This is a genomic window from Actinoplanes sp. NBRC 103695, from assembly GCF_030269485.1.
Taxonomy (GTDB): domain Bacteria; phylum Actinomycetota; class Actinomycetes; order Mycobacteriales; family Micromonosporaceae; genus Actinoplanes.
The window spans coordinates 259,928-279,217 of the sequence record NZ_BSTL01000011.1 but is presented as its reverse complement, the minus strand read 5'-3'; the positions used below and the strand labels follow the sequence as shown (position 1 = coordinate 279,217).

At 69.7% G+C, this 19,290-nt stretch carries 18 protein-coding genes and 1 tRNA gene; 10 read left to right on the top strand and 9 right to left on the bottom strand.

Translation table 11 applies throughout. From position 1 onward, the window contains the following. Nucleotides 1-17 precede the first annotated feature (17 nt). The 3 genes from QSK31_RS21765 to QSK31_RS21755 are packed head-to-tail and all read left to right on the top strand — an operon-like array spanning nt 18 to nt 3,123. Nucleotides 18-1,031, top strand: a complete 1,014-nt coding sequence (locus tag QSK31_RS21765; RefSeq protein ID WP_285686093.1) for an ABC transporter permease — start codon at nt 18-20, stop codon at nt 1,029-1,031. Then, nucleotides 1,031-2,080: an ABC transporter ATP-binding protein gene (locus tag QSK31_RS21760; RefSeq protein WP_285686092.1), complete on the top strand. Its 1,050-nt coding sequence runs from the start codon at nt 1,031-1,033 to the stop codon at nt 2,078-2,080. Before QSK31_RS21765 ends, QSK31_RS21760 begins: the two co-directional genes overlap by 1 nt. Then, nucleotides 2,080-3,123 carry an ABC transporter ATP-binding protein gene (locus QSK31_RS21755; protein ID WP_285686091.1) on the top strand — a complete coding sequence of 348 codons (1,044 nt, stop codon included), beginning with the start codon at nt 2,080-2,082 and terminating at the stop codon, nt 3,121-3,123. The genes QSK31_RS21760 and QSK31_RS21755 overlap by 1 nt, the downstream gene beginning before the upstream one ends. On the opposite strand, the gene QSK31_RS21750 is transcribed toward QSK31_RS21755, so the two are convergent. From QSK31_RS21750 to QSK31_RS21730, 5 genes are all read right to left on the bottom strand, one after another. Next, nucleotides 3,113-4,600, bottom strand: coding sequence for a beta-N-acetylhexosaminidase (locus tag QSK31_RS21750; RefSeq protein WP_285686090.1), 1,488 nt, complete (start codon nt 4,598-4,600; stop codon nt 3,113-3,115). The two genes, QSK31_RS21755 and QSK31_RS21750, sit on opposite strands and share 11 nt — an antisense overlap. 35 nt (nt 4,601-4,635) lie before the next feature. Next, nucleotides 4,636-4,878, bottom strand: a complete 243-nt coding sequence (locus tag QSK31_RS21745) for a hypothetical protein (RefSeq protein WP_285686089.1) — start codon at nt 4,876-4,878, stop codon at nt 4,636-4,638. Beyond that, nucleotides 4,878-5,531, bottom strand: coding sequence for an HNH endonuclease family protein (locus QSK31_RS21740; protein WP_502872991.1), 654 nt, complete (start codon nt 5,529-5,531; stop codon nt 4,878-4,880). The genes QSK31_RS21745 and QSK31_RS21740 overlap by 1 nt, the downstream gene beginning before the upstream one ends. A gap of 189 nt (nt 5,532-5,720) precedes the next feature. Beyond that, nucleotides 5,721-7,454 (bottom strand): 2-isopropylmalate synthase, encoded by a 1,734-nt coding sequence (leuA, locus tag QSK31_RS21735; RefSeq protein WP_285686088.1) that lies wholly within the window; start codon nt 7,452-7,454, stop codon nt 5,721-5,723. Nucleotides 7,455-7,586: 132 nt separating this feature from the next. Beyond that, on the bottom strand, nt 7,587-8,399 hold the full coding sequence (locus QSK31_RS21730) for a hypothetical protein (protein WP_285686087.1): 813 nt from the start codon (nt 8,397-8,399) through the stop codon (nt 7,587-7,589). 160 nt (nt 8,400-8,559) lie between these two features. Between QSK31_RS21730 and QSK31_RS21725 the strand changes: the two genes are divergently transcribed. The 3 genes from QSK31_RS21725 to QSK31_RS21715 all read left to right on the top strand — a co-directional run bounded on the left by QSK31_RS21725 (nt 8,560) and on the right by QSK31_RS21715 (nt 11,493). Beyond that, nucleotides 8,560-9,825: an aspartate kinase gene (locus QSK31_RS21725; RefSeq protein WP_285686086.1), complete on the top strand. Its 1,266-nt coding sequence runs from the start codon at nt 8,560-8,562 to the stop codon at nt 9,823-9,825. A gap of 7 nt (nt 9,826-9,832) precedes the next feature. Beyond that, the gene (locus tag QSK31_RS21720; protein WP_285686085.1) at nt 9,833-10,891 is read left to right on the top strand and encodes an aspartate-semialdehyde dehydrogenase; all 1,059 of its coding nucleotides are present in this window, start codon (nt 9,833-9,835) and stop codon (nt 10,889-10,891) included. A gap of 68 nt (nt 10,892-10,959) precedes the next feature. Further along, entirely contained in the window at nt 10,960-11,493 is a 534-nt protein-coding gene (locus QSK31_RS21715) for a hypothetical protein (protein ID WP_285686084.1), read from the top strand. A 24-nt stretch (nt 11,494-11,517) separates the two neighbouring features. Here the strand turns inward: QSK31_RS21715 and QSK31_RS21710 are convergent, their stop codons facing one another. Further along, the gene (locus QSK31_RS21710; protein WP_285686083.1) at nt 11,518-12,042 is read right to left on the bottom strand and encodes an orotate phosphoribosyltransferase; all 525 of its coding nucleotides are present in this window, start codon (nt 12,040-12,042) and stop codon (nt 11,518-11,520) included. A 92-nt stretch (nt 12,043-12,134) separates the two neighbouring features. Here QSK31_RS21710 and QSK31_RS21705 point away from each other — a divergent pair, with 92 nt between their 5' ends. From QSK31_RS21705 to QSK31_RS21695, 3 genes are all read left to right on the top strand, one after another. Beyond that, nucleotides 12,135-13,313 (top strand): FIST signal transduction protein, encoded by a 1,179-nt coding sequence (locus tag QSK31_RS21705; protein ID WP_285686082.1) that lies wholly within the window; start codon nt 12,135-12,137, stop codon nt 13,311-13,313. 1 nt (nt 13,314) lies between these two features. Then, nucleotides 13,315-15,507: a putative bifunctional diguanylate cyclase/phosphodiesterase gene (locus QSK31_RS21700; RefSeq protein WP_285686081.1), complete on the top strand. Its 2,193-nt coding sequence runs from the start codon at nt 13,315-13,317 to the stop codon at nt 15,505-15,507. Between the two features lie 76 nt (nt 15,508-15,583). Continuing rightward, entirely contained in the window at nt 15,584-15,886 is a 303-nt protein-coding gene (locus tag QSK31_RS21695) for a hypothetical protein (protein WP_285686080.1), read from the top strand. A 75-nt stretch (nt 15,887-15,961) separates the two neighbouring features. On the opposite strand, the gene QSK31_RS21690 is transcribed toward QSK31_RS21695, so the two are convergent. After that, nucleotides 15,962-16,861, bottom strand: coding sequence for a glycoside hydrolase family 19 protein (locus tag QSK31_RS21690; RefSeq protein WP_285686079.1), 900 nt, complete (start codon nt 16,859-16,861; stop codon nt 15,962-15,964). A 368-nt stretch (nt 16,862-17,229) separates the two neighbouring features. On the opposite strand from QSK31_RS21690, the gene QSK31_RS21685 reads away from it, so the two are divergent. Then, entirely contained in the window at nt 17,230-18,168 is a 939-nt protein-coding gene (locus tag QSK31_RS21685) for a GntR family transcriptional regulator (protein ID WP_285686078.1), read from the top strand. Nucleotides 18,169-18,225: 57 nt separating this feature from the next. Here the strand turns inward: QSK31_RS21685 and QSK31_RS21680 are convergent. Continuing rightward, a tRNA-Pro gene (locus QSK31_RS21680) sits at nt 18,226-18,299 on the bottom strand. A 74-nt stretch (nt 18,300-18,373) separates the two neighbouring features. Beyond that, nucleotides 18,374-19,267, bottom strand: coding sequence for a metallophosphoesterase (locus tag QSK31_RS21675; RefSeq protein ID WP_285686077.1), 894 nt, complete (start codon nt 19,265-19,267; stop codon nt 18,374-18,376). Nucleotides 19,268-19,290 lie beyond the last annotated feature (23 nt).

Here is a 19,290-nt window from a genome sequence, read left to right as displayed (position 1 = left end):
CGTCTAGGCCGAGGTCAGTGATTACGTACATCATCAGGCGCCTGTTCGCGGCCGTCCTGCTGCTCTTCATCGTCAGCGCCGCCACGTTCGCCATCTTCTATCTCTTCCCCCGGCTCGTCGGGGGCACCCCGGAGACGCTGGCCACCCGCTACGTGGGCCGGGCGGCGACCCCCGAGACGGTCAATCTGATCGCTCACAAGCTGGGCTTCTACGACCCGGTCTACGTGCAGTACGGGCGCTGGATCAAGGGCATCTTCCTGGGCGCCGACTTCGACGCCGGCGCGGGCATCGAGCACTGCCCGGCGCCCTGCTTCGGCTACTCGTTCATCACCCACCAGCCGGTGTGGCCGGACCTGCTGGACCGCCTGCCGGTGACCCTGTCGCTGGCGATCGGCGCGGCCATCCTCTGGCTGATCCTCGGCCTCTCCACCGGCACGATCTCGGCGCTGCGCCGCGGCTCGCTGCTGGACCGCACCGTGATGACGGTCTCGCTGGCCGGCGTCTCGCTGCCGATCTTCTTCACCGGCCTGCTGGGCCTGCTGGTCTTCAGTTATCAGCTCGGCTGGACGGCGCCCGGCGGAAGCTATACGCCGTTCACCGAGAATCCCGGCGACTGGTTCTATTCGCTGCTGTTGCCCTGGGTGGTGCTCGCCTTCCAGTTCTCCGCCTCGTACGCGCGTCTGACTCGCGCGGGCATGCTGGAGACGATGAGCGAGGACTACATCCGGACGGCGCGCGCGAAGGGCCTGAGGGAACGCGACGTGAACGTCAAACACGGTCTGCGCGCCGCCCTCACCCCGATCCTGACCATCTTCGGCCTCGACTTCGGCCTGCTGCTCGGCGGCGCGGTGCTGACCGAGCAGGTCTTCTCGCTGCCCGGGCTGGGCAAGTACGCGGTCGACGCGATCACCAACAACGACCTGCCCAAGGTGCTCGGCGTGACGCTGATGGCCGCCTTCTTCGTGGTCATCGCCAACCTGATCGTCGACCTGCTGTACGCGGTCGTCGACCCGAGAGTGAGGCTGGGCTGATGACCGACGTGAGTCCGAAGGGTCGGCCCTTCCTCGAGGTCAAGGATCTGAAGATCCACTTCCCGACCGACGACGGTGTGGTTCGCAGCGTCGACGGCCTGAACTTCACGCTCGAGCGGGGCAAGACGCTCGGCATCGTGGGCGAGTCCGGCTCCGGCAAGTCGGTGACCAGCCTCGGCATCATGGGGCTCTACAACAAGAGCAACTCGAAGATGTCCGGGGAGATCTGGCTGGACGGCCAGGAGCTGGTCAGCAGCGGCGCCGAGACGGTCCGCAAGCTGCGCGGCAACGACATGGCGATGATCTTCCAGGACCCGCTGTCCGCGATGCACCCGTACTACTCGATCGGCAAGCAGATCGTGGAGGCGTACCGGGTCCACCACAACGTGTCCAAGCAGGTCGCCCGCAAGCACGCGGTGGACATGCTGGGCCGGGTCGGCATCCCGCAGCCGGACCGCCGGGTGGACGACTACCCGCATCAGTTCTCCGGCGGTATGCGGCAGCGCGCGATGATCGCGATGGCTCTGGTCAACGACCCGGAGCTCCTGATCGCGGACGAGCCGACCACCGCCCTGGACGTGACCGTGCAGGCGCAGATCCTCGACCTGATGCACGACCTGCAGTCCGAGTTCAACTCCGCGCTGATCGTGATCACCCATGATCTGGGAGTGGTGGCCGAGCTCGCCGACGACGTGCTGGTCATGTACGGCGGACGATGCATCGAGTACGCCGACGCCACCACGATCTTCGACAAGCCGGAGCACCCGTACACCTGGGGTCTGCTCGGGTCGATGCCCCGCATGGACCGGCCGAACATCGACCGGCTGGTGCCCATCCCGGGTCTGCCACCGTCGCTGATCAACCTGCCGACCGGCTGCTCGTTCCATCCGCGCTGCCAGTACGAGCCGCGTACCGGCGGCCTGGGCTCGACGACGATGCCCGAGCTGAGCCGGGCCGGCGGCAGCAAGCACCTGGTTCGTTGCCACATCCCCACCGAGGAGCGGCAGCGGATCTGGTCCGAAGAGGTCAAGCCGAAGCTGGAGGCGTGATGAGTGACAAGAAGGACGCGCTCCTGTCGGTGAAGGGCCTGGAGAAGCACTTCCCGATCACCAAGGGCGTGCTGCGCCGCAAGGTCGGCGCGGTCCGCGCGGTGGACGGCATCGACTTCGAGGTCTTCAAGGGTGAGACGCTGGGCCTGGTCGGCGAGTCCGGTTGCGGCAAGTCGACCACCGGCCGGTTGCTGACCCGCCTGCTGGAGCCCACCGGCGGCACGATCGAGTTCGACGGCCGGGACATCACACACCTGAGCCAGGGCCGGATGCGGCCGATGCGCCGGGACATGCAGATGATCTTCCAGGACCCGTTCTCGTCGCTGAACCCGCGGCACACCGTGGGCACGATCGTCGGGGCGCCGTTCCGGATCCAGAACGTCAAGACCGAGCACGGCATCAAGCGCGCGGTGCAGGACCTGCTCAAGCTGGTCGGCCTCAACCCGGAGCACTACAACCGTTACCCGCACGAGTTCTCCGGCGGTCAGCGGCAGCGCATCGGCATCGCCCGCACGCTGGCGCTGCGGCCGAAGATGATCGTCGCGGACGAGCCGGTCTCGGCCCTCGACGTGTCGATCCAGGCCCAGGTCGTCAACCTGCTCGACGATCTGCAGAACGAGTTCGGCCTGACGTACGTGTTCATCGCGCACGACCTGTCCGTGGTGCGGCACATCTCCGACCGGGTGGCGGTGATGTACCTGGGCAAGGTGGTGGAGATCGCCGACCGGGAGACGCTGTACAACAGCCCGCGTCACCCGTACACGGTGGCTCTGCTCTCCGCGGTGCCGGTGCCGGACCCGCGACGGCGCGACAAGCTCCAGCGGGAGCGCGTGCTGCTGACCGGCGACGTGCCGAGCCCGATCAACCCGCCGTCCGGTTGCCGTTTCCGCACCCGCTGCTGGAAGGCGCAGGACATCTGCGCTACAGAGGAGCCGCCGCTGGTTCCGCGGGTGGACGACCCCGCCTCGCACCAGACCGCGTGTCACTTCCCGGTGGTCGAGGGCGAGGCCGTCCAGGGCCGCAAGACCGCGCTTACCAGCTGATCTGGGGCGACGGGTAGAAGTCGACGCCGCGTGCGGTCCACTGTGGGCCGTACGCGGCGAGGCGCGAGCGGAACGCCTCCCAGTCGTGGCTCGAGGCCGGCGACCAGCCGAGTTCGGCGATCGCGGCCAGCCGCGGGAACGCCATGTATTCGATGTGGTCGATGTTGCGCAGCGTCTCCGACCACAGGGCGGCTTCAACCCCCAGGACCGCCGATTCGGGTACGCCGGTCAGGTGCGTCCCGGGATCCCAGTCGTACGCGGTCCGCACCTCGATCAAGCCGGCCCAGGTCAGGCCGAGCGGGGTGTTCCGGTCGTACTTCATGTCCAGGTAGGCCTTGTTGGCCGGCGACATCACCACCCGCATGCCGTTCGCCACGGCGCCGGCCAGTACCGGGTTGCTGCGTGACATTCCCCAGTTCTGCGCCACCGAGGAGTAGGCGGCGGGGGACTGGGCGATCTCGTGCCAGCCGTACGCCGTCTTGCCGTACTTGGCGACCAGCGGGATCACCCGGTTCTGGAAGGCCACGTAGTCGGCGGGCGGGGTGGCATGGGCCTCGTCGCCGCCGATGTGGATGTACGGCCCGGGGGTGATCGCCGCCAGTTCGCGGATCACGTCCTCGACGAACCGGTAGGTGGTCTCCGACGAGATGCACAGCGAGCTGTAGCCGACCGCGGTGTCGGTGCGCGGCGGCGGTGCGACCCCGTCGCAGGTCAGTTCGGGGTAGGCGACCTGTGCCGCGTTGACGTGCCCGGGCATGTCGATCTCCGGCACGATGGTCACGAACCGGGCGGCCGCGTAGGCGACCAGGTCGGCGTACTCCGCCTTGGTCAGGAAGCCGCCGCCGACGCCGTCCACGCCGGTGCCCGCCGCGCCGCCGATCTCGGTGAGCCGCGGCCAGCCGTCGATCTGGATCCGCCAGCCCTGGTCGTCGCTGAGGTGCAGGTGCAGGTAGTTGATCTTCAGGCGGCGGATCTCGTCGATGTACTTCTTGACCTCGTCCGGCGTGTGGAAGTGCCGGGCCAGGTCCAGGTGCGAGCCGCGGTAGGTGAACCGCGGCCGGTCCTCGATCGTCCCGCCGGCGATGGCGCGTCCCTCGCGCAGCTGCAGCAGCGTCTGCGTCCCGTCGAAGAGCCCGGCCGGGGTGGTGGCCGTGACCTCGACGCTGTTCCGGTTGACGACCAGCTTGTAGCCGTCGCCGAGCCCGCCGGCGATCTTCAACGAGATCTTCCGGCCGGCCGGCGCGGCGGAGGGCGTCACCGGGAGGGCGAGGCCGGTCTCGGCCGATATGTCGGCGGCCAGCTGGTTACCGACGGCCGGTGTCCGGGTCTGGATGACGGTGTTGCGATCGAGATGGAAGTCGGCGCCGCTAGGGACGGCGGACACCGGCGCCGGGATGACATCGGCGAAGCCATCCACGGACAAAACGGGCACTGGGGCCGCCAGCAAGGCGACCGTCAGGAGCTGAGGCAGGGCCATGCCCGACGGTATATCGATTACTGTAAATAAAGCTACTACTCCGGGCGATGCAGCAGAGACACCGTGAAGTCGTGCAGCACGTCGGCGTCGGCCGGGTCGGCGAGCGTCACCTTGCCGCCCGTCACGTGGTACCACTCGGCGGCGTCCTTGTACTGCACGGTCAGCGTGACGTCCTTGCCGGACACCTCGCTGACCAGCGTCACCTCGCCGGTGATCACCCCGACCTCGTCGGTCATCACGCCACCCGGCGCGTTCAGATCGCTGCGCTTGCCCGCCATCAGCACTCCTTGAGCATCGCGGTCAGCGCCTTCTTCTCGGCGCTGGTCACCGTCAGCTTCCAGTAGCTCTTCACCGTGATCCAGTCGCCGGCATAGGTGCACCACTCGGCACGGACCGAGGGCTTCCAGGTCGACGGATCCTGATCACCCTTACCCCGGTTCGAGGCCTGTGACACCGCCACGAGCTGCGGCCGATCCAGGTCGTTGGCGAAATCGCCGCGCTTGTCCTTCGTCCACGCCCCGGCGCCCGAGCGCCACGCGTTGGCCAGCGGCACCACGTGGTCGATGTCCACCAGGGTGGGCTTGGTCAGCGTCTTGCCGTCGTAGATGCTCTTCCAGGTGCCGCCGACCACGTTGCAGCCGGACAGCTTCACCTTGCGGCCGTCGCGCTTGAGCACCGTATCGCGGACGTCGCAGTTCGAGCCGGTGTCACGCCAGTGCGGGAACTCGTCCCGGGTGTAGCCGCGCATCGAGGCGGCCTTGGCCTCTTTCAGGCCGGCGAGCAGCTTCACGGGATCGCCGCTGGTGCCGCCGCCGGCCACGCCACCGTCCGGAGTCGTCGTGGGAGCGGGTTCGAGAGGAACCACTTCACAGCCGGTGGTGAGGGTCGCTGCCGCGATCAGGACAAGAGCGAGGGGGGTACGTGTGAGCACCCCTCAAGCGTAAGCGGGTTGTGCCCGTTTCTCGCCCTGGAGCGTACGGTGCCCGTTTTGCACCGCGCGCCGGAAAAGCCGGGAGCAGGGATGCCGGCGCCGGTAAGCCGGGAGCAGGGATGCCAGCGCCGGAAAGCCGAGACCCGGGATGCCGGCGCCGGAGAGCCCGGCGCCGGAAAGCCGGAACGGTCAGCGCGCTCGGTTCACCGCACTGGTGACGGCCGTGATCGAGGCGGTGACGATGTTCGCGTCCAGGCCGACGCCCCACACCGTGGTATCGCCGACCTCGCACTCGACATAGGCCGCGGCCTGCGCGTCCCCGCCGGACGACAGCGCGTGCTCGGCGTAGTCGTGCACCCGGACCTGGATCCCCAGCGGCTGCAGCGCCTGCACGTACGCGTCGATCGGGCCGTTGCCGACCCCGGTGAGCACCTTCTCCTCGCCGCGGTCGGTCACCGTGACGTCGATCTCCACCTTGCCGTCCACGGTGGCCGTCGTGTAGCGCTGCAGGACGATCCGGGCGAAGGCCTGGTGGTCCGTCAGGTACTCGCCGGCGAAGATGTCGTACATCGCCTGCGGCCCGACCTCGCCGCCCGCCGAGTCGGTGACCCGCTGCACCACGCCGGAGAACTCGATCTGCAGCCGCCGCGGCAGGTCGAACTTGTGCTCCTCCTTCATGATGTACGCCACGCCGCCCTTGCCGGACTGCGAGTTGACCCGGATGACCGCCTCGTACGTGCGGCCCACGTCCTTGGGGTCGATCGGCAGGTAGGGCACGCCCCAGGTGAACTCGTCCACCGGCGTCCCGGCCGCCTCGGCGTCCTTGACCAGCGCGCTCAGGCCCTTGTTGATCGCGTCCTGGTGCGAGCCGGAGAACGCGGTGTAGACCAGGTCGCCCACGTACGGGTGACGCTCGTGCACCGGCAGCTGGTTGCAGTACTCGACCGCGCGCTTGACCTCGTCGATGTCGGAGAAGTCGATCATCGGGTCGATGCCCTGCGAGAACAGGTTGAGTCCCAGCGTGACCAGGTCGACGTTGCCGGTGCGCTCGCCGTTGCCGAACAGGCAGCCCTCGACGCGGTCGGCGCCCGCCAGCAGACCCAGCTCGGCGGCGGCCACCGCGCAGCCACGGTCGTTGTGCGGGTGCAGGCTGAGCACCACGGACTCGCGGCGCGGCAGGTGGCGGTGCATCCACTCGATGGAGTCGGCGTACACGTTGGGGGTGGCCATCTCGACCGTCGCCGGCAGGTTGATGATCAGCGGCCGGTCCGGGGTCGGGTCGATCACGTCGATGACCGCCGAGCAGACCTCGAGCGCGTAGTCCAGCTCGGTGCCGGTGTACGACTCGGGGCTGTACTCGTAGAAGATCTCGGTGTCGGGGGTGTGGATCTCGGCGTATTTCTGGCACAGCCGCGCGCCCGTGGTCGCGATGTCGGTGATGCCGTCCTTGTCCAGGCCGAACACCACCCGGCGCTGCAGCGTCGACGTCGAGTTGTAGAAGTGCACGATGGCCCGCTTGGCGCCGCGGATCGACTCGAAGGTGCGGTCGATCAGGTGCTCGCGGCACTGAGTCAGCACCTGGATGGTGACGTCGTCCGGGATCAGGTCCTGCTCGATGAGCTGGCGTACGAAATCGAAGTCGGTCTGGCTCGCGGCGGGGAACCCGACCTCGATCTCCTTGTAGCCCATCTGCACGAGCAGCATGAACATCCGGCGCTTGCGCTCGGGGGACATCGGGTCGATCAGCGCCTGGTTGCCGTCGCGCAGGTCGACGGCGCACCAGCGGGGCGCGGTCTCGATGCGGCGGGCCGGCCACTGCCGATCGGGCAGGTCGATCGCGAATTGCTGGTGGTAGGCCTGGTAACGCTGGAACGGCATCGCGCTGGGGCGCTGGCGGGCGATGGCGTCGTCAACAACTGACATGGGAGAACTCCTGACGGACGAGACCTTTAGGCGGCCGCGCGCACATCAACTCCGCGACGAGGTGCCGGCCTGGGATGAGGCCTCGTCGCGGCAGCGAAGGAGGAGTGCGTTCCACATATCGCCGCAACCCTATCAGCCTTGCGGCTGCGCGCCAGGGGATGTGGGCCCGTTCGAGGGATCGACGGCCGGTGGTGGCGGTGGCGGCGGCGGGCTCTTCATGCCCATCGCCTCGCCCCCGCTGATCGGGCCGGGCAGGTCGATGCGCGGCGGCGCGGCCGCGACACTCACCAGCGTGAGCGTGCCGAAGTCGACCCGCGCGGCGGTGAGCTGGCCGTTGTCGGCGTAGCAGTAGATGCCCACGTCCACCGGTGGTTTCAAGGACGCGGAGATGCCGTCCACCGCGTAGCACTTGCCCTGGGCGGCCGGACCCTGGTTGGACAGCGGCTGCGCGGCGACCACGGAGAGCGGCGCCTGCCGGTCCTGGAAGACGCTGAGCCACTGCCGGAAGACCCGCTGGACCTTCGGGTCGTACTCCTTGGGGAGTTGCTTGTTCGGCTCGGCGACCCGGACGCAGGACGGGTTGACCGGGTTCGTCGCGGACGGCATCGCGCACTGGTAGACGCCGTCGCCGACCTGCACGATGGACACGTCGGTGGTGCCGCCCAGCGCGCCGCCCGGCACATCCACCCGCCAGGTGCCGTCGGTCGCGACCGTCGCCACCACCGAGCGGGTGCCCTGGCCGTCGCCCGGGTCGAAGTCGTAGAGCGCCGCGTAACGATGGTCCTGTGCCAGCGCCGCACGCGCGGCTAGCTCACCACGGGCCGCGTCGGTGTCCGCCGGGAGATCGCCGGTCGGCTCCGGAGCCGGGTCGGCCGCGGGCGCGTCGGACCCGCAGCCCGCTGCCAGGAGGGTCAGCAGGACGACGGGTACGAGGCGTGGACGCACCGAGACATTCTCGCCTCTGTGTCGCACATCGGTCGTGACTCGAACGGGCGTGTCGCGGCGCACAGGCCGGAATCTGGGATCGCCGCTCGGAGCCGAACCCCGGCGACGCTAGGCTGGTCCGCGTCCGTTCCCGCCCGGTGTTGAGAGGAAGTCTGCGGCCGTGGCCCTGGTGGTGCAGAAATACGGCGGCTCGTCCGTCGCCACGGCGGAGCGCATCAAGCGGGTCGCGGAGCGGATCGTGTCGGCGCGCAAGGCCGGCGACGACGTGGTCGTGGTCGTCTCCGCGATGGGTGACACCACCGACGAGCTGATGGACCTGGCCAACCAGGTCAGCCCGCTGCCGCCCGGCCGTGAGCTGGACATGCTGCTGACCGCGGGCGAGCGCATCTCGATGGCGCTGCTGGCGATGGCGATCCACAACCTGGGCTACGAGGCCCGGTCGTACACCGGCTCGCAGGCCGGCGTGCTGACCACCTCGGTGCACGGCAAGGCCCGGATCATCGACGTCACCCCCGGCCGGCTGCGCACCGCGCTGGACGAGGGCGCGATCGCGATCGTGGCCGGCTTCCAGGGCGTCTCGCAGGACACCAAGGACATCACCACGCTGGGCCGCGGCGGGTCGGACACCACGGCGGTCGCGCTGGCCGCGGCGCTGCACGCCGACGTCTGCGAGATCTACACCGACGTGGACGGTGTGTTCACCGCCGACCCGCGGATCGTGCCGAACGCGCGGCACATCAAGCAGATCACGTACGAGGAGATGCTGGAGCTCGCCGCCGGCGGGGCGAAGGTGCTGATGCTGCGCTGCGTCGAGTACGCCCGGCGCTTCGGCGTCCCGATCCACGTACGCTCCTCGTACACGAACAAGACCGGCACCATGGTCACCGGATCGATGGAGGACCCTTCCGTGGAACAGGCGCTGATCACCGGGGTCGCCCACGACCGCAGTGAAGCCAAGATCACGATCGTCGGGGTGCCCGACGAGCCGGGCGCCGCCGGCCGGATCTTCGAGACCGTGGCCTCGGCCGAGATCAACATCGACATGATCGTGCAGAACGTGTCCACCGAGGGCACCGGCCGCACCGACATCTCGTTCACGCTGCCCAAGGCCGACGGGCCGACCGCGATGGCAGCGCTCAACAAGATCCAGGCTCAGATCAAGTTCAAGAGCCTGCTCTTCGACGACCACGTCGGCAAGGTCTCCCTGATCGGCGCCGGGATGCGGTCGCACCCGGGCGTGGCCGCCTCCTTCTTCGCCTGCATCGGCGCGGCCGGCGTCAACATCGAGATGATCTCCACGTCGGAGATCCGGGTCTCCGTGGTCTGCCGGGACAGCGACCTCGACACCGCCGTCCGCGCCGTGCACGAGCAGTTCGAGCTCGGCGGCGACGAGCAGGCAGTCGTCTACGCGGGCACCGGACGTTAGCCCCGGGATGACGCGGCAGCCCACGCTCGCCGTCGTCGGGGCCACCGGCTCCGTCGGGACGGTGATGCGCGAGCTGTTGTCCTCCCGCCGCAACGTGTGGGGCGAGATCCGGCTGATCGCGTCGGCCCGTTCGGCGGGTCGGACGCTGCGTTGCCGCGGCGAGGACCTCACGGTCGTGGAGCTGACGCCGGAGGCCTTCGACGGCGTCGACGTGGCCATGTTCGACGTGCCCGACGCCGTCTCGCTGCAATGGGCGCCGATCGCGGTCGAGCGCGGCGTCACCGTGGTGGACAACTCGGCCGCCTTCCGGATGCACCCCGAGGTGCCGCTGGTGGTGCCCGAGGTCAACAAGGAGGCGATGCGCAGCCGTCCGCGCGGCATCATCAGCAACGCCAACTGCACCACGATGGCGATGATCATGGCGATCGCGCCCCTGCACCGCGAGTACGGCCTGCGTGAGCTGGTCCTCGCCTCCTACCAGGCGGTCTCCGGCGCCGGTCAGATCGGCGTCGACGTCCTGCACGACCAGCTGATGAAGGTGGCCGGCGACCGGACCCTCGGCTCCCGCCCCGGCAACGTCCGGCAGGCGGTCGGCGACGACCTCGGCCCGTTCCCGGCACCCTTGGCGCTGAACGTGGTCCCCTGGTCGGGTGACCTGGAGGCCGACGGCTGGTCGTCCGAGGAACTGAAGATGCGCAACGAGTCGCGCAAGATCCTCGGCCTGCCCGCGCTCAAGGTCTCCGCCACCTGCGTACGCGTCCCGGTGGTGACCGGCCACTCGGTCGCCGTGCACGCGGTCTTCGGCTCGGAGCTCACCGCCGAGGACGCCCGCGGGGTGCTGCGCAACGCACCCGCGGTGATCCTGGTCGACGATCCGGCCGCGGGCGAGTTCCCGATGCCGATCGACGCGGTCGGCACCGACCCGTCCTGGGTGGGCCGCATCCGCCGGGCGATGGACGACCCCCGCGCGCTGGACATGTTCATCACCGGCGACAACATGCGCAAGGGCGCCGCCCTCAACACGGTGCAGATCGCCGAGCTCCTCGCCAAGGAGCTCACGCGCTGACGGAGGCTCAGGTCGCCGGGTTGCGGACCGATCGTTAGGTCCGCATCCCAGCGACTCCAGGAGCCTTGATGGTCTGCCCGAACTGCGGCACCGGCGTATCCGTCGGGTCGCCCTGCCCGTCCTGTGGCCTCGCCGTCCCGGCCCCGGCCGCCGACCAGTTCGGCTCCCCGATGCCGTCCGGCCTGACCGGGTACGCCCCGCCGCCCACGACGGCCCAGCTCTACCCGGAGACAGCTCCCGCTCCGGCCTACCCCGTGCCCGGCTATGCCGCGCCGCCGCAGGCCGGTGGTTATCAGCCGGCCGGTTACCCGGCGAACCCCTATCCGGCTTACCCGGCTTATCCGGTGGGAGTGCCCTACAACGCCTACTTCGCGCCGGCCAAGGTGGGCAACGGCTTCAGCATCGCGGGCATCGTGCTGGGTGTCCTGGCGATCGTCGCCTGCCCGCTGGTCCTCGGCCTCGTCGCCGTCTCCATGGCGCAACGTGCCTACAAACGCGGCGAGAGCCTGTGGAAGGTCTCGCTGGGCGTCTCGATCACCGGCCTGGTGGTCGGCATCGTCGGCGGCATCGTCGTGGCGGTCAGCACCGGGGTGTTCCGCTGAGCAGCGGATTGTCAGCAGTGCCGGTCAGTTGGCGGCGTCCAGGTCGGCGCGGTTGAGCAGTGCCCTCAGCTTGATGCCGTGGTCGGCCAGCGCCTCGGCGCCGCCCTCCTGACGGTCGATCACGCACAGCGCGTGGTCCACGTGCGCGCCCAGCTTCCGGAGCTCGCCGGTGGAGATCACCACCTGGCCGCCGGAGGTCACCACGTCCTCGACCACCAGCACCCGCCGGCCGGCCACCTCCGCACCCTCGCAGAGCCGGGCGGTGCCGTACTCCTTGGCCTGCTTGCGCACGAACGCGCAGGGCAGCCCGGCGTGCCGGCCGAGAGCGGTGACCACCGCGATGCCGCCCATTTCCAGGCCGGCCAGCACCTCGGTGCCCTCGGGGATGAGGACCGCCATCCGCTGCGCCAGCTTGTCGAGCAGGACCGGGTCGGCCTCGAACTGGTACTTGTCGAAGTATTCGGTGGCGGTGCGGCCACTGCGCAGGGTGAACGTGCCGGTGAGCCGGGCGACGCTGTTCACCTGCTGGGTGAGGTCGGAGTCAGTCACAAGTAAACACCCTGTCAGGTGGCCCCGGAGGGGCGAAAGGCACCCCGGCCGCACCCCCTCAGCAACCGTTCACGGCTGCCGATCAGAGGATCATGCAGACACCGCACCGCTGGTTCGGCGCCGGTCACAGCACCGCGGCGGACAGCGCCAAGGCGGGCGCCGAGGCGGCCTTCTCGGCGATCAACGGGCGTACCCCTGCAGTGGTCTTTGTTTTTGCCTCGCACCGCCATGACCTGCCGGCGCTGCTGATGGGCGTCCGCGACGAGGCCGGGCCGCACGCCTTGGTCGTGGGGGCCTCCACGCTCGGTGAGCTGGCCAACGACGGCGCCGGTGCGGGCGGGGTGTCGGTGGGCGCGCTGGGCGGTGAGGGTTTCACGGCACGCGCGCGCGTCGCCCACATCGGCGACGCCGGGCACCGTCAGGCCGGTGCGGAGGCAGCCGAGGCGATGGCCGGCATGAACAGCCCGCCCGGCATGAACAGCCCGCACAGTGTCCTGATCCTGCTCGCCGACGGGCTGTCCGGCGACCCGCACGAGGTGGTCCGCGGCGCGTATTCGGTGCTGGGGGCCGCGGTGCCGCTGGTCGGCGGCTTCGCGGGCGGCGGTTCGGACGGGGCCCGGACGTTCCAGTTCGTCGGCGACGCCGTCTACACCGACGCGGTCGTGGGGGTGGCGCTCGGCTCGGACGCGCCGATCGGGATCGGTGTCGCGCACGGCTGGCGCCGGCTGGAGCCGCCGATGATCGTGACCAGGAGCAGCGGCGGGCGGATCTACGAGCTGGACGACGAGCCGGCCCTGGACGTGCTGCTGCGCCGCAACGACATGCCCGGCGGTGCCGCCGCCGACCTGTTCGACGGTGTGGACGCGCCGCCGGCGCTGGGCCTTTCCCGGCGCAACGGGGAGGACATCCGGGTGATTCACGACGGTGACGACGTGGAACGGTCCATCCTGGGGATGTCCGACGTTCCGCAGGGCGCGCTGTGCTGGCTGATGGAGGCCGATCACGAGGCGCTGATCCAGGGTGCGACCGAGTCGTGCCTGGAGGCGCTCGAGGGTCTCGGCGGGAAGGTGCCGCTGGGTGTGCTCGCCTTCGACTGCGGCGCGCGACGGGGTCGGCTGGGACCTGAGGGCATGCAGGAGGAGATGGCCGCTATGCGCTCCGCGCTGGGCAACACGCCGTACGCCGGCTTCTACACCTCGGGGGAGATCGCCCGGGTACGAGGGGCGCTCGGCACCCATCACCTGACCCTCGTCACCCTGGCACTGGCCTGACATGTCCCAGTGGTCGACGCATCAGCTCACCGACTTCTTCTCGGCGGTCAACGCGGCCACCGACGAGGAGTCCGCCGTCGCGTACGCCGTGGAGCGGGCCGCCGAGATGGTCGAGGCCGAGGTCGCCGCCGTGATGGTGGGGGACGAGGTCCGCGGCGAGTGGGGCTTCGGTCCCGAGGTGCCGGTGGCCGGCCTGCTCCGCGCCGACGAGCGGCTGGGCGTGCCCGGGCTGGGCGCGCTGCACACCTGCTACACCGGGCTGGGCGAGGGCCGGAAGCAGGGCGCGCTGATGGTCGGCCGGTTGAGCGACGAGTTCGGCGCCGAAGAACGGCAGATGCTCCATGGCATGGCTCAGGTGCTCGGCCTGGCCCTGCGCAGCATCCGGGTGCTCTCCGACGAGCGTGGCCTGCGTGCCGACTCCGAGCGTGAGGCGGAGGTCGCGCAGACGCGGCAGATGCTGGTGGAGACGCTGCTGACGATCCAGCGGAGCATCTCCGGCCGGCGGCCGCTGCCGGAGATCCTGGACCTGGTGACCAGCGGGGCGGCGGTGCTGCTCGGCGCCAACTCGGTGGCGCTGATGCTGGCCGAGGAGGGCCGGGCCCGTCGGCTGACCGTGGCGTCCACGGCCGGCACGCCCGAGGCCGCGACCCATGAGGGCGAGGCGCGCGAGGCGATGGCCGGCGGGCAGGCGCTGATCCGGGCGCTCTCCCGGGATTCGGTGATCGCGGCGCCGTTGCAGGTCACCAGTGAGATGGCCGGCAGTCTGGTGGCCCGGCTGCCCGGACCGGCCGAGCGGCACACCGGGCATCGCGATCAGCTGGCCGCGTTCGCCCAGCAGGTCAGCCTGGCGCTGACGGACTCCCGTACCGTCGAAGCGGTCCACGAAGCGCACCATGACCCGGTCACCGGCCTGCCGAACCGCGGTCTGTTCCTGAAGATCTTCAACCGGGTGCTGGCCTCGCGCGATGTCGCGACCGACCCGACCAGCGTGCTCTTCATCGACCTCGACCGGTTCAAGGCGGTCAACGACAGCCTCGGCCACGAGGCCGGTGACGCGCTGCTCGCCGCGGTGGCCGGCCGGATCCGGGGCTGCGTGCGGGCCAGCGACACCACCGCCCGGCTGGGTGGCGACGAGTTCGCGGTGCTGCTGCACGACTCGCCGATCGATTCCGCGATCTCGGTGGCCGAGCGGATCATCAACGCGGTGAAAGATCCGTTCCGGGTGGCCGACCGGGACATCTTCATCGGCGCGAGCATCGGCGTGGCCATCTCCCGGGAGACCTCCGAGCATTCGGATGTGCTGCTGAACAACGCGGACGTGGCGATGTACCGGGCCAAGAAGGAGGGCCCGGGCAAGATGGTGGTCTACGAGCCGTACATGCACACCGAGGCGCTGAACGTCCTCAGCCTGCGTGGCGACCTGCAGAAGGCGCTGGACGCCGGCGAGTTCGCGCTGCAGTACCAGCCGCTGATCCGGCTGGAGACCGGCGAGGTGGCCGGTGTCGAGGCGCTGATCCGCTGGCACAGTCCCGGTCGTGGGCTGGTGTCGCCGGTCGACTTCATCCCGATCGCCGAGGAGTCCGGGCTGATCGTGGAGATCGGCCAGTGGGTGCTGGAGACGGCGGCCACCCAGGTCGCGGCGTGGCGCCGGACGTTCCCCGACCTGACCCTCAACGTGAACGTGTCGGGCCATCAGCTGGTGCATCCGCGGTTCGCCGACAACGTGATGCGGGCCCTGGCGGTGGCCGGGCTGCCGTCCAGCACGGTCACCCTGGAGCTCACCGAGTCGGTGCTGATGAGCGACCCGGACCTGGCCCGCGCGTCGCTGACCGCCCTGCGCAGGCTCGGTGTCCAGCTGTCCATCGACGACTTCGGCACCGGGTACTCGTCCCTGGCGTACCTCCGCGAACTGCCTGTCGACGAGCTGAAGGTGGACCGGGCGTTCATCGCGCGCGCCGAGCTGACCGCCGAGGACCTGGCGCTGGTCCGGACCATCGTGCAGCTCGGCCAGATCCTCGGGCTGCGGGTGGTGGCCGAGGGCATCGAGAACGCCGCCCAGCTGGAGGCGCTGCGGTCGCTGGGATGCGGGTACGGCCAGGGCTACCATCTGTGCCGGCCGGCGGACGCCGCGGACCTACCGCCTTTTCTCGAGCGCGCAAGTCTCCGTCACCCGAACGCGTCACTCATCGCGTAGTTACGGCCCCTTCTGTCTGGTTTCGCGTATTTTGCACCTCATTGGGAGACCTTCACTTCTCTCGAGAGGACGGACCGTGACACCCTTCGCTCTGCTGTTCCTCCTGGCCCTCGCCGGGTCCTCCTGCTTCGCGATCGGCCGGGCACTGGGCCGCGGCGAACGCTACGAGAAGGGCTACCGGGCGGGCTTCCGCGACGGCGAGACCGGCTCCCTGGCCCGCGCCGCGCGCCTGATCTCGCTCAACGAGCGGCCGGCCATCGCTCCGGCGGTCGAGTCGATGCTGCTCCCGACCTATGCCGTGCCCCAGCAGCTGCCGCCGCCCCGGGCCGCGGCGCCGGCCGTCGTCGGGGTTCCGGCTCGTCCGCAACTCGCGCTTTAACCCAGGACAAACGACGAGGGGGGTACGACCGCCGCCCGGTCGTACCCCCCTCGGCCCCTCTTCCGAATTGAAGTCTCAGCAGTAGAGGTTGCCGCCCGGGTCGACCCCGAACAGCTGGGTGAAGGACAGGTACGCGTTGACCCGGTTCTGCACCTGGGCCGGATTGGCGCCGTTGCACTCGAGCGTGCCGTTGATGGCGCGGATGGTGCCGCCGAAGCCGGCCGACCCGGTGATCGCGGCGTGCGCGGTCATCGTGCTCGGGCCGTTCTGGGTCAGCCAGTACCAGAACGCGGTCTGGTAGGCGATCGACGATACGTTCTTGACCTGGTCGGGGTTGTTCAACAGGTCGATGCCGAGGTAGTCACCGGCCGCCTTGTAGTTGTAGTTCCAGCTCAGCTGGATCGGACCGCGGCCGTGGTAGGCGGTCTGGCCGGCCGGGCAGCCGTAGGGCCGGCTCCAGTCGCAGTAGCGTCCCCAGCCCGGAACGTCCTGCTCCTCGGTGTACCGCAGCTGGCCTGATTCGTGGTCGACGTTGGCCAGAAACGCCGCCACCTCCCGCTTCTTCGTGACGTCGCTGCCGCTGCCGAAGGCCGGGAAGCGGTTCGCGGCCTCGATCAGGCCGCTGTACGTGTACAGGCTGGCGCGTTGCGACGCCGGCCACCTCTGGTCGAACTGTGCCTGGCTGAGGGGGAAGCCGCCGGTCGGCGGCGGGTCCTCACCGCCTCCGCCGCAGGCGCCCTGGTCGGCCCAGACGTCCCACGGGCCGCTGTGCGTTGCCGGGCTCTCGTTCTGGGTCCACCACTTGGCTCGGTAGTTGTGGCCGTTCTGCGAGGCGACGTTCTCGCCGACGTACACCTGGGAAGCGCTCCAGGCGCCGGCGCAAGCGGCGGCCTGGGAGGCGGTGGCGGGGGCGATGGCTGCGAGGGTGCCGACGAGAAGAGCGCCGACGGACGCGAGGAAGCGCTGTCTGAGCATGGGGGATCAGAACCTTCCGGCTTGGGGGGCCGCGGAGACATATTGAGCCAACCCGATGTCTGGGGTGACGTCAACTACTGTTAGGAAAGTTCATGGATTAAACAAAGCAACCGTTTTGCACCTCTTCGAGGCTGCCGGCGCGGGACGGTAGATCCGAAATGAGGGATGGAACCCGATCCCGAAAGGCGCCTGATGTCCGCACTCGCCCGCCTGATCCCCGACGTGCGGCTTTCCGAGGAGGCCTTCACCGCCCGCCATCGGGTTCTGCGCGTACGGCCACGGTCGCCGACCGACAGACCTGCCTCCGCCGCGGACATCCCCACCTGTGTCCGGGACGGCGAAAACGTCCTATGACATAGGGTCACGTGATGAGCGAGCTGAGCGTCGATGCGGCGTCGGCCACCCCGGTCTACCGGCAGATCGTCGAGCAGGTCCGGTACCTCGTCGAGGGCGGCGGCCTGCGGGCAGGCGATCGCCTTCCGCCGGTTCGCCAGCTCGCCGACAATCTCGGCGTCAACCGGAACACGGTCGCCAAGGCGTACGCCACCCTGCGGGAACTGCGGGTGATCGAGACCAGGGGCGCGTCCGGGACGACGATCGCCGCGCACGCTCCCCGCCAGCATGCGGAGGGCACCGGCGACGCGCTGCGCGACGCCGTCGAGGAGGCGGTGCGGCACGGCATGTCGCCCGAGGCGGTTCGCGACGCCGCGTACGCCCTGGCCCAGCGCGCCGCCGCCGAGGTGCGAGCCGTCTTCGCCGAGTGCAACGAGGAGCGTGCCTCGGCCTTCGCCAAGGAGCTGTCCGGGCGGCTGAGCGCCGACGTCCGGCCGAGCCTGCTCACCGAGCTCGAGACCGCCACGACCGACGCCGACCTCGTGATCACCACGTTCTTCCACCTGGCCGAGGTCCGGCGGTGGGCGCACACGTCCGGACGGGACGTCGAGACCGTCGCGGTGGTGGTGGCGCCGCACATCCGGACCCTGATGAAGGTCGCCGAACTGCCCGAGGGTTCCCGGGTCGGCGTCCGCTACTCGACCGTCCACCAGGCCGAGCAGGTCCGCGACTGGCTGGCGACGGCCGGTCCCGCCGAGGTGGTCGTCGTTCCCTACGAAAGCACCGAACCCCGCACCGACCTGCGGATGCTCGTGGTGCCGAGCGAGGACCCGGCGCTGGGCGAGATCGCCGGCCCGGACACCGAGGTGGTGGAGTTCGGCAACGTCCTCGACGAGGGGTCGATCCAGATGGTCGGCACGGTCCTGGCCGAGATCCGCAGCCGCCTCTCGTTTGACCTAGGGCAACCACGCTGAAGATCAGGGAAATGAGAAGAGCCGGTCTCCCGAAGGAAACCGGCTCTGCACTGAGCGTCGGGGTAGCCGGATTTGAACCGACGGCCTCTACGTCCCGAACGTAGCGCGCTACCAAGCTGCGCCATACCCCGCTGCGTGCTCGACAATACTATCCGACGCTCGGGCGGCCCGGAAATCGGTATATCGCTGCACGCAAAACCGCAGGTCAGCGCGGTATCAAGGTGAGGATGGAGGCCTCCGGGCGGCAGGCGAAGCGGATCGGGGCGGTGGGGTGGGTGCCCAGGCCGGCGGAGACGTGCAGCCAGCTGTCGGTGCCGGGCCAGCGGTGCAGGCCCCGCGCCATGGAGTTCGGCAGGTCGCAGTTGGTGGTGAGGGCGCCGTAACCGGGGACGCGGACCTGGCCGCCGTGGGTGTGGCCGGCCAGCAGGAGGCTGAAGCCGTCCTGAGCCATCGCCGACAGGACGCGGTCGGCGGGGGTGTGGGTGACACCGATGTGCAGGTCGGCGCCGCGGGAGACGTGGCCGGACACCGACGGGTAGTCGTCGCGCTCCACGTGCGGGTCGTCGACGCCGGCCAACTCCACCGAGCGGCCGCCGGCCTTGAGCACGGTGCGGGCGTTGTTCAGGTCGGCCCAGCCGGCGTCGGTGAACGCGGACCGCAGGTCCTGCCAGGGCAGGTCGACGCCCTGCACGTACTCGCGCTCGGGCAGCAGGTACTGCAGGGGGTTCTTCCAGATCGGGCCGCGGTAGTCGTTGCTGCCGAAGACGAACGCGCCGGGCACGTCGAAGAACGGATCCAGGGCATCGAGTACGCCGGGCACGGCGTCCGGCGACGACAGGTTGTCACCGGTGACCACCACCAGGTCGGGGTCGGTGCCGCGCAGCGCGGCCACCCACGCCTGCTTGCGACGCTGCTCAGGCATCATGTGCAGGTCGGAGAGGTGCAGGATGCGCAGTGGTTCCGCATCCGGTTCGAGGACGGGCACGTCGAAGCGGCGCAACGTGAACATGTTGCGTTCGACCAGCGACGCGTACGCGAAGGTGGCACCCCCGAGGGCGGTGACACCGGCGGCCAGCGAGATAACGGTGCGCTTGCGCATGACGGCAAGGGTAGTTTCTCCGT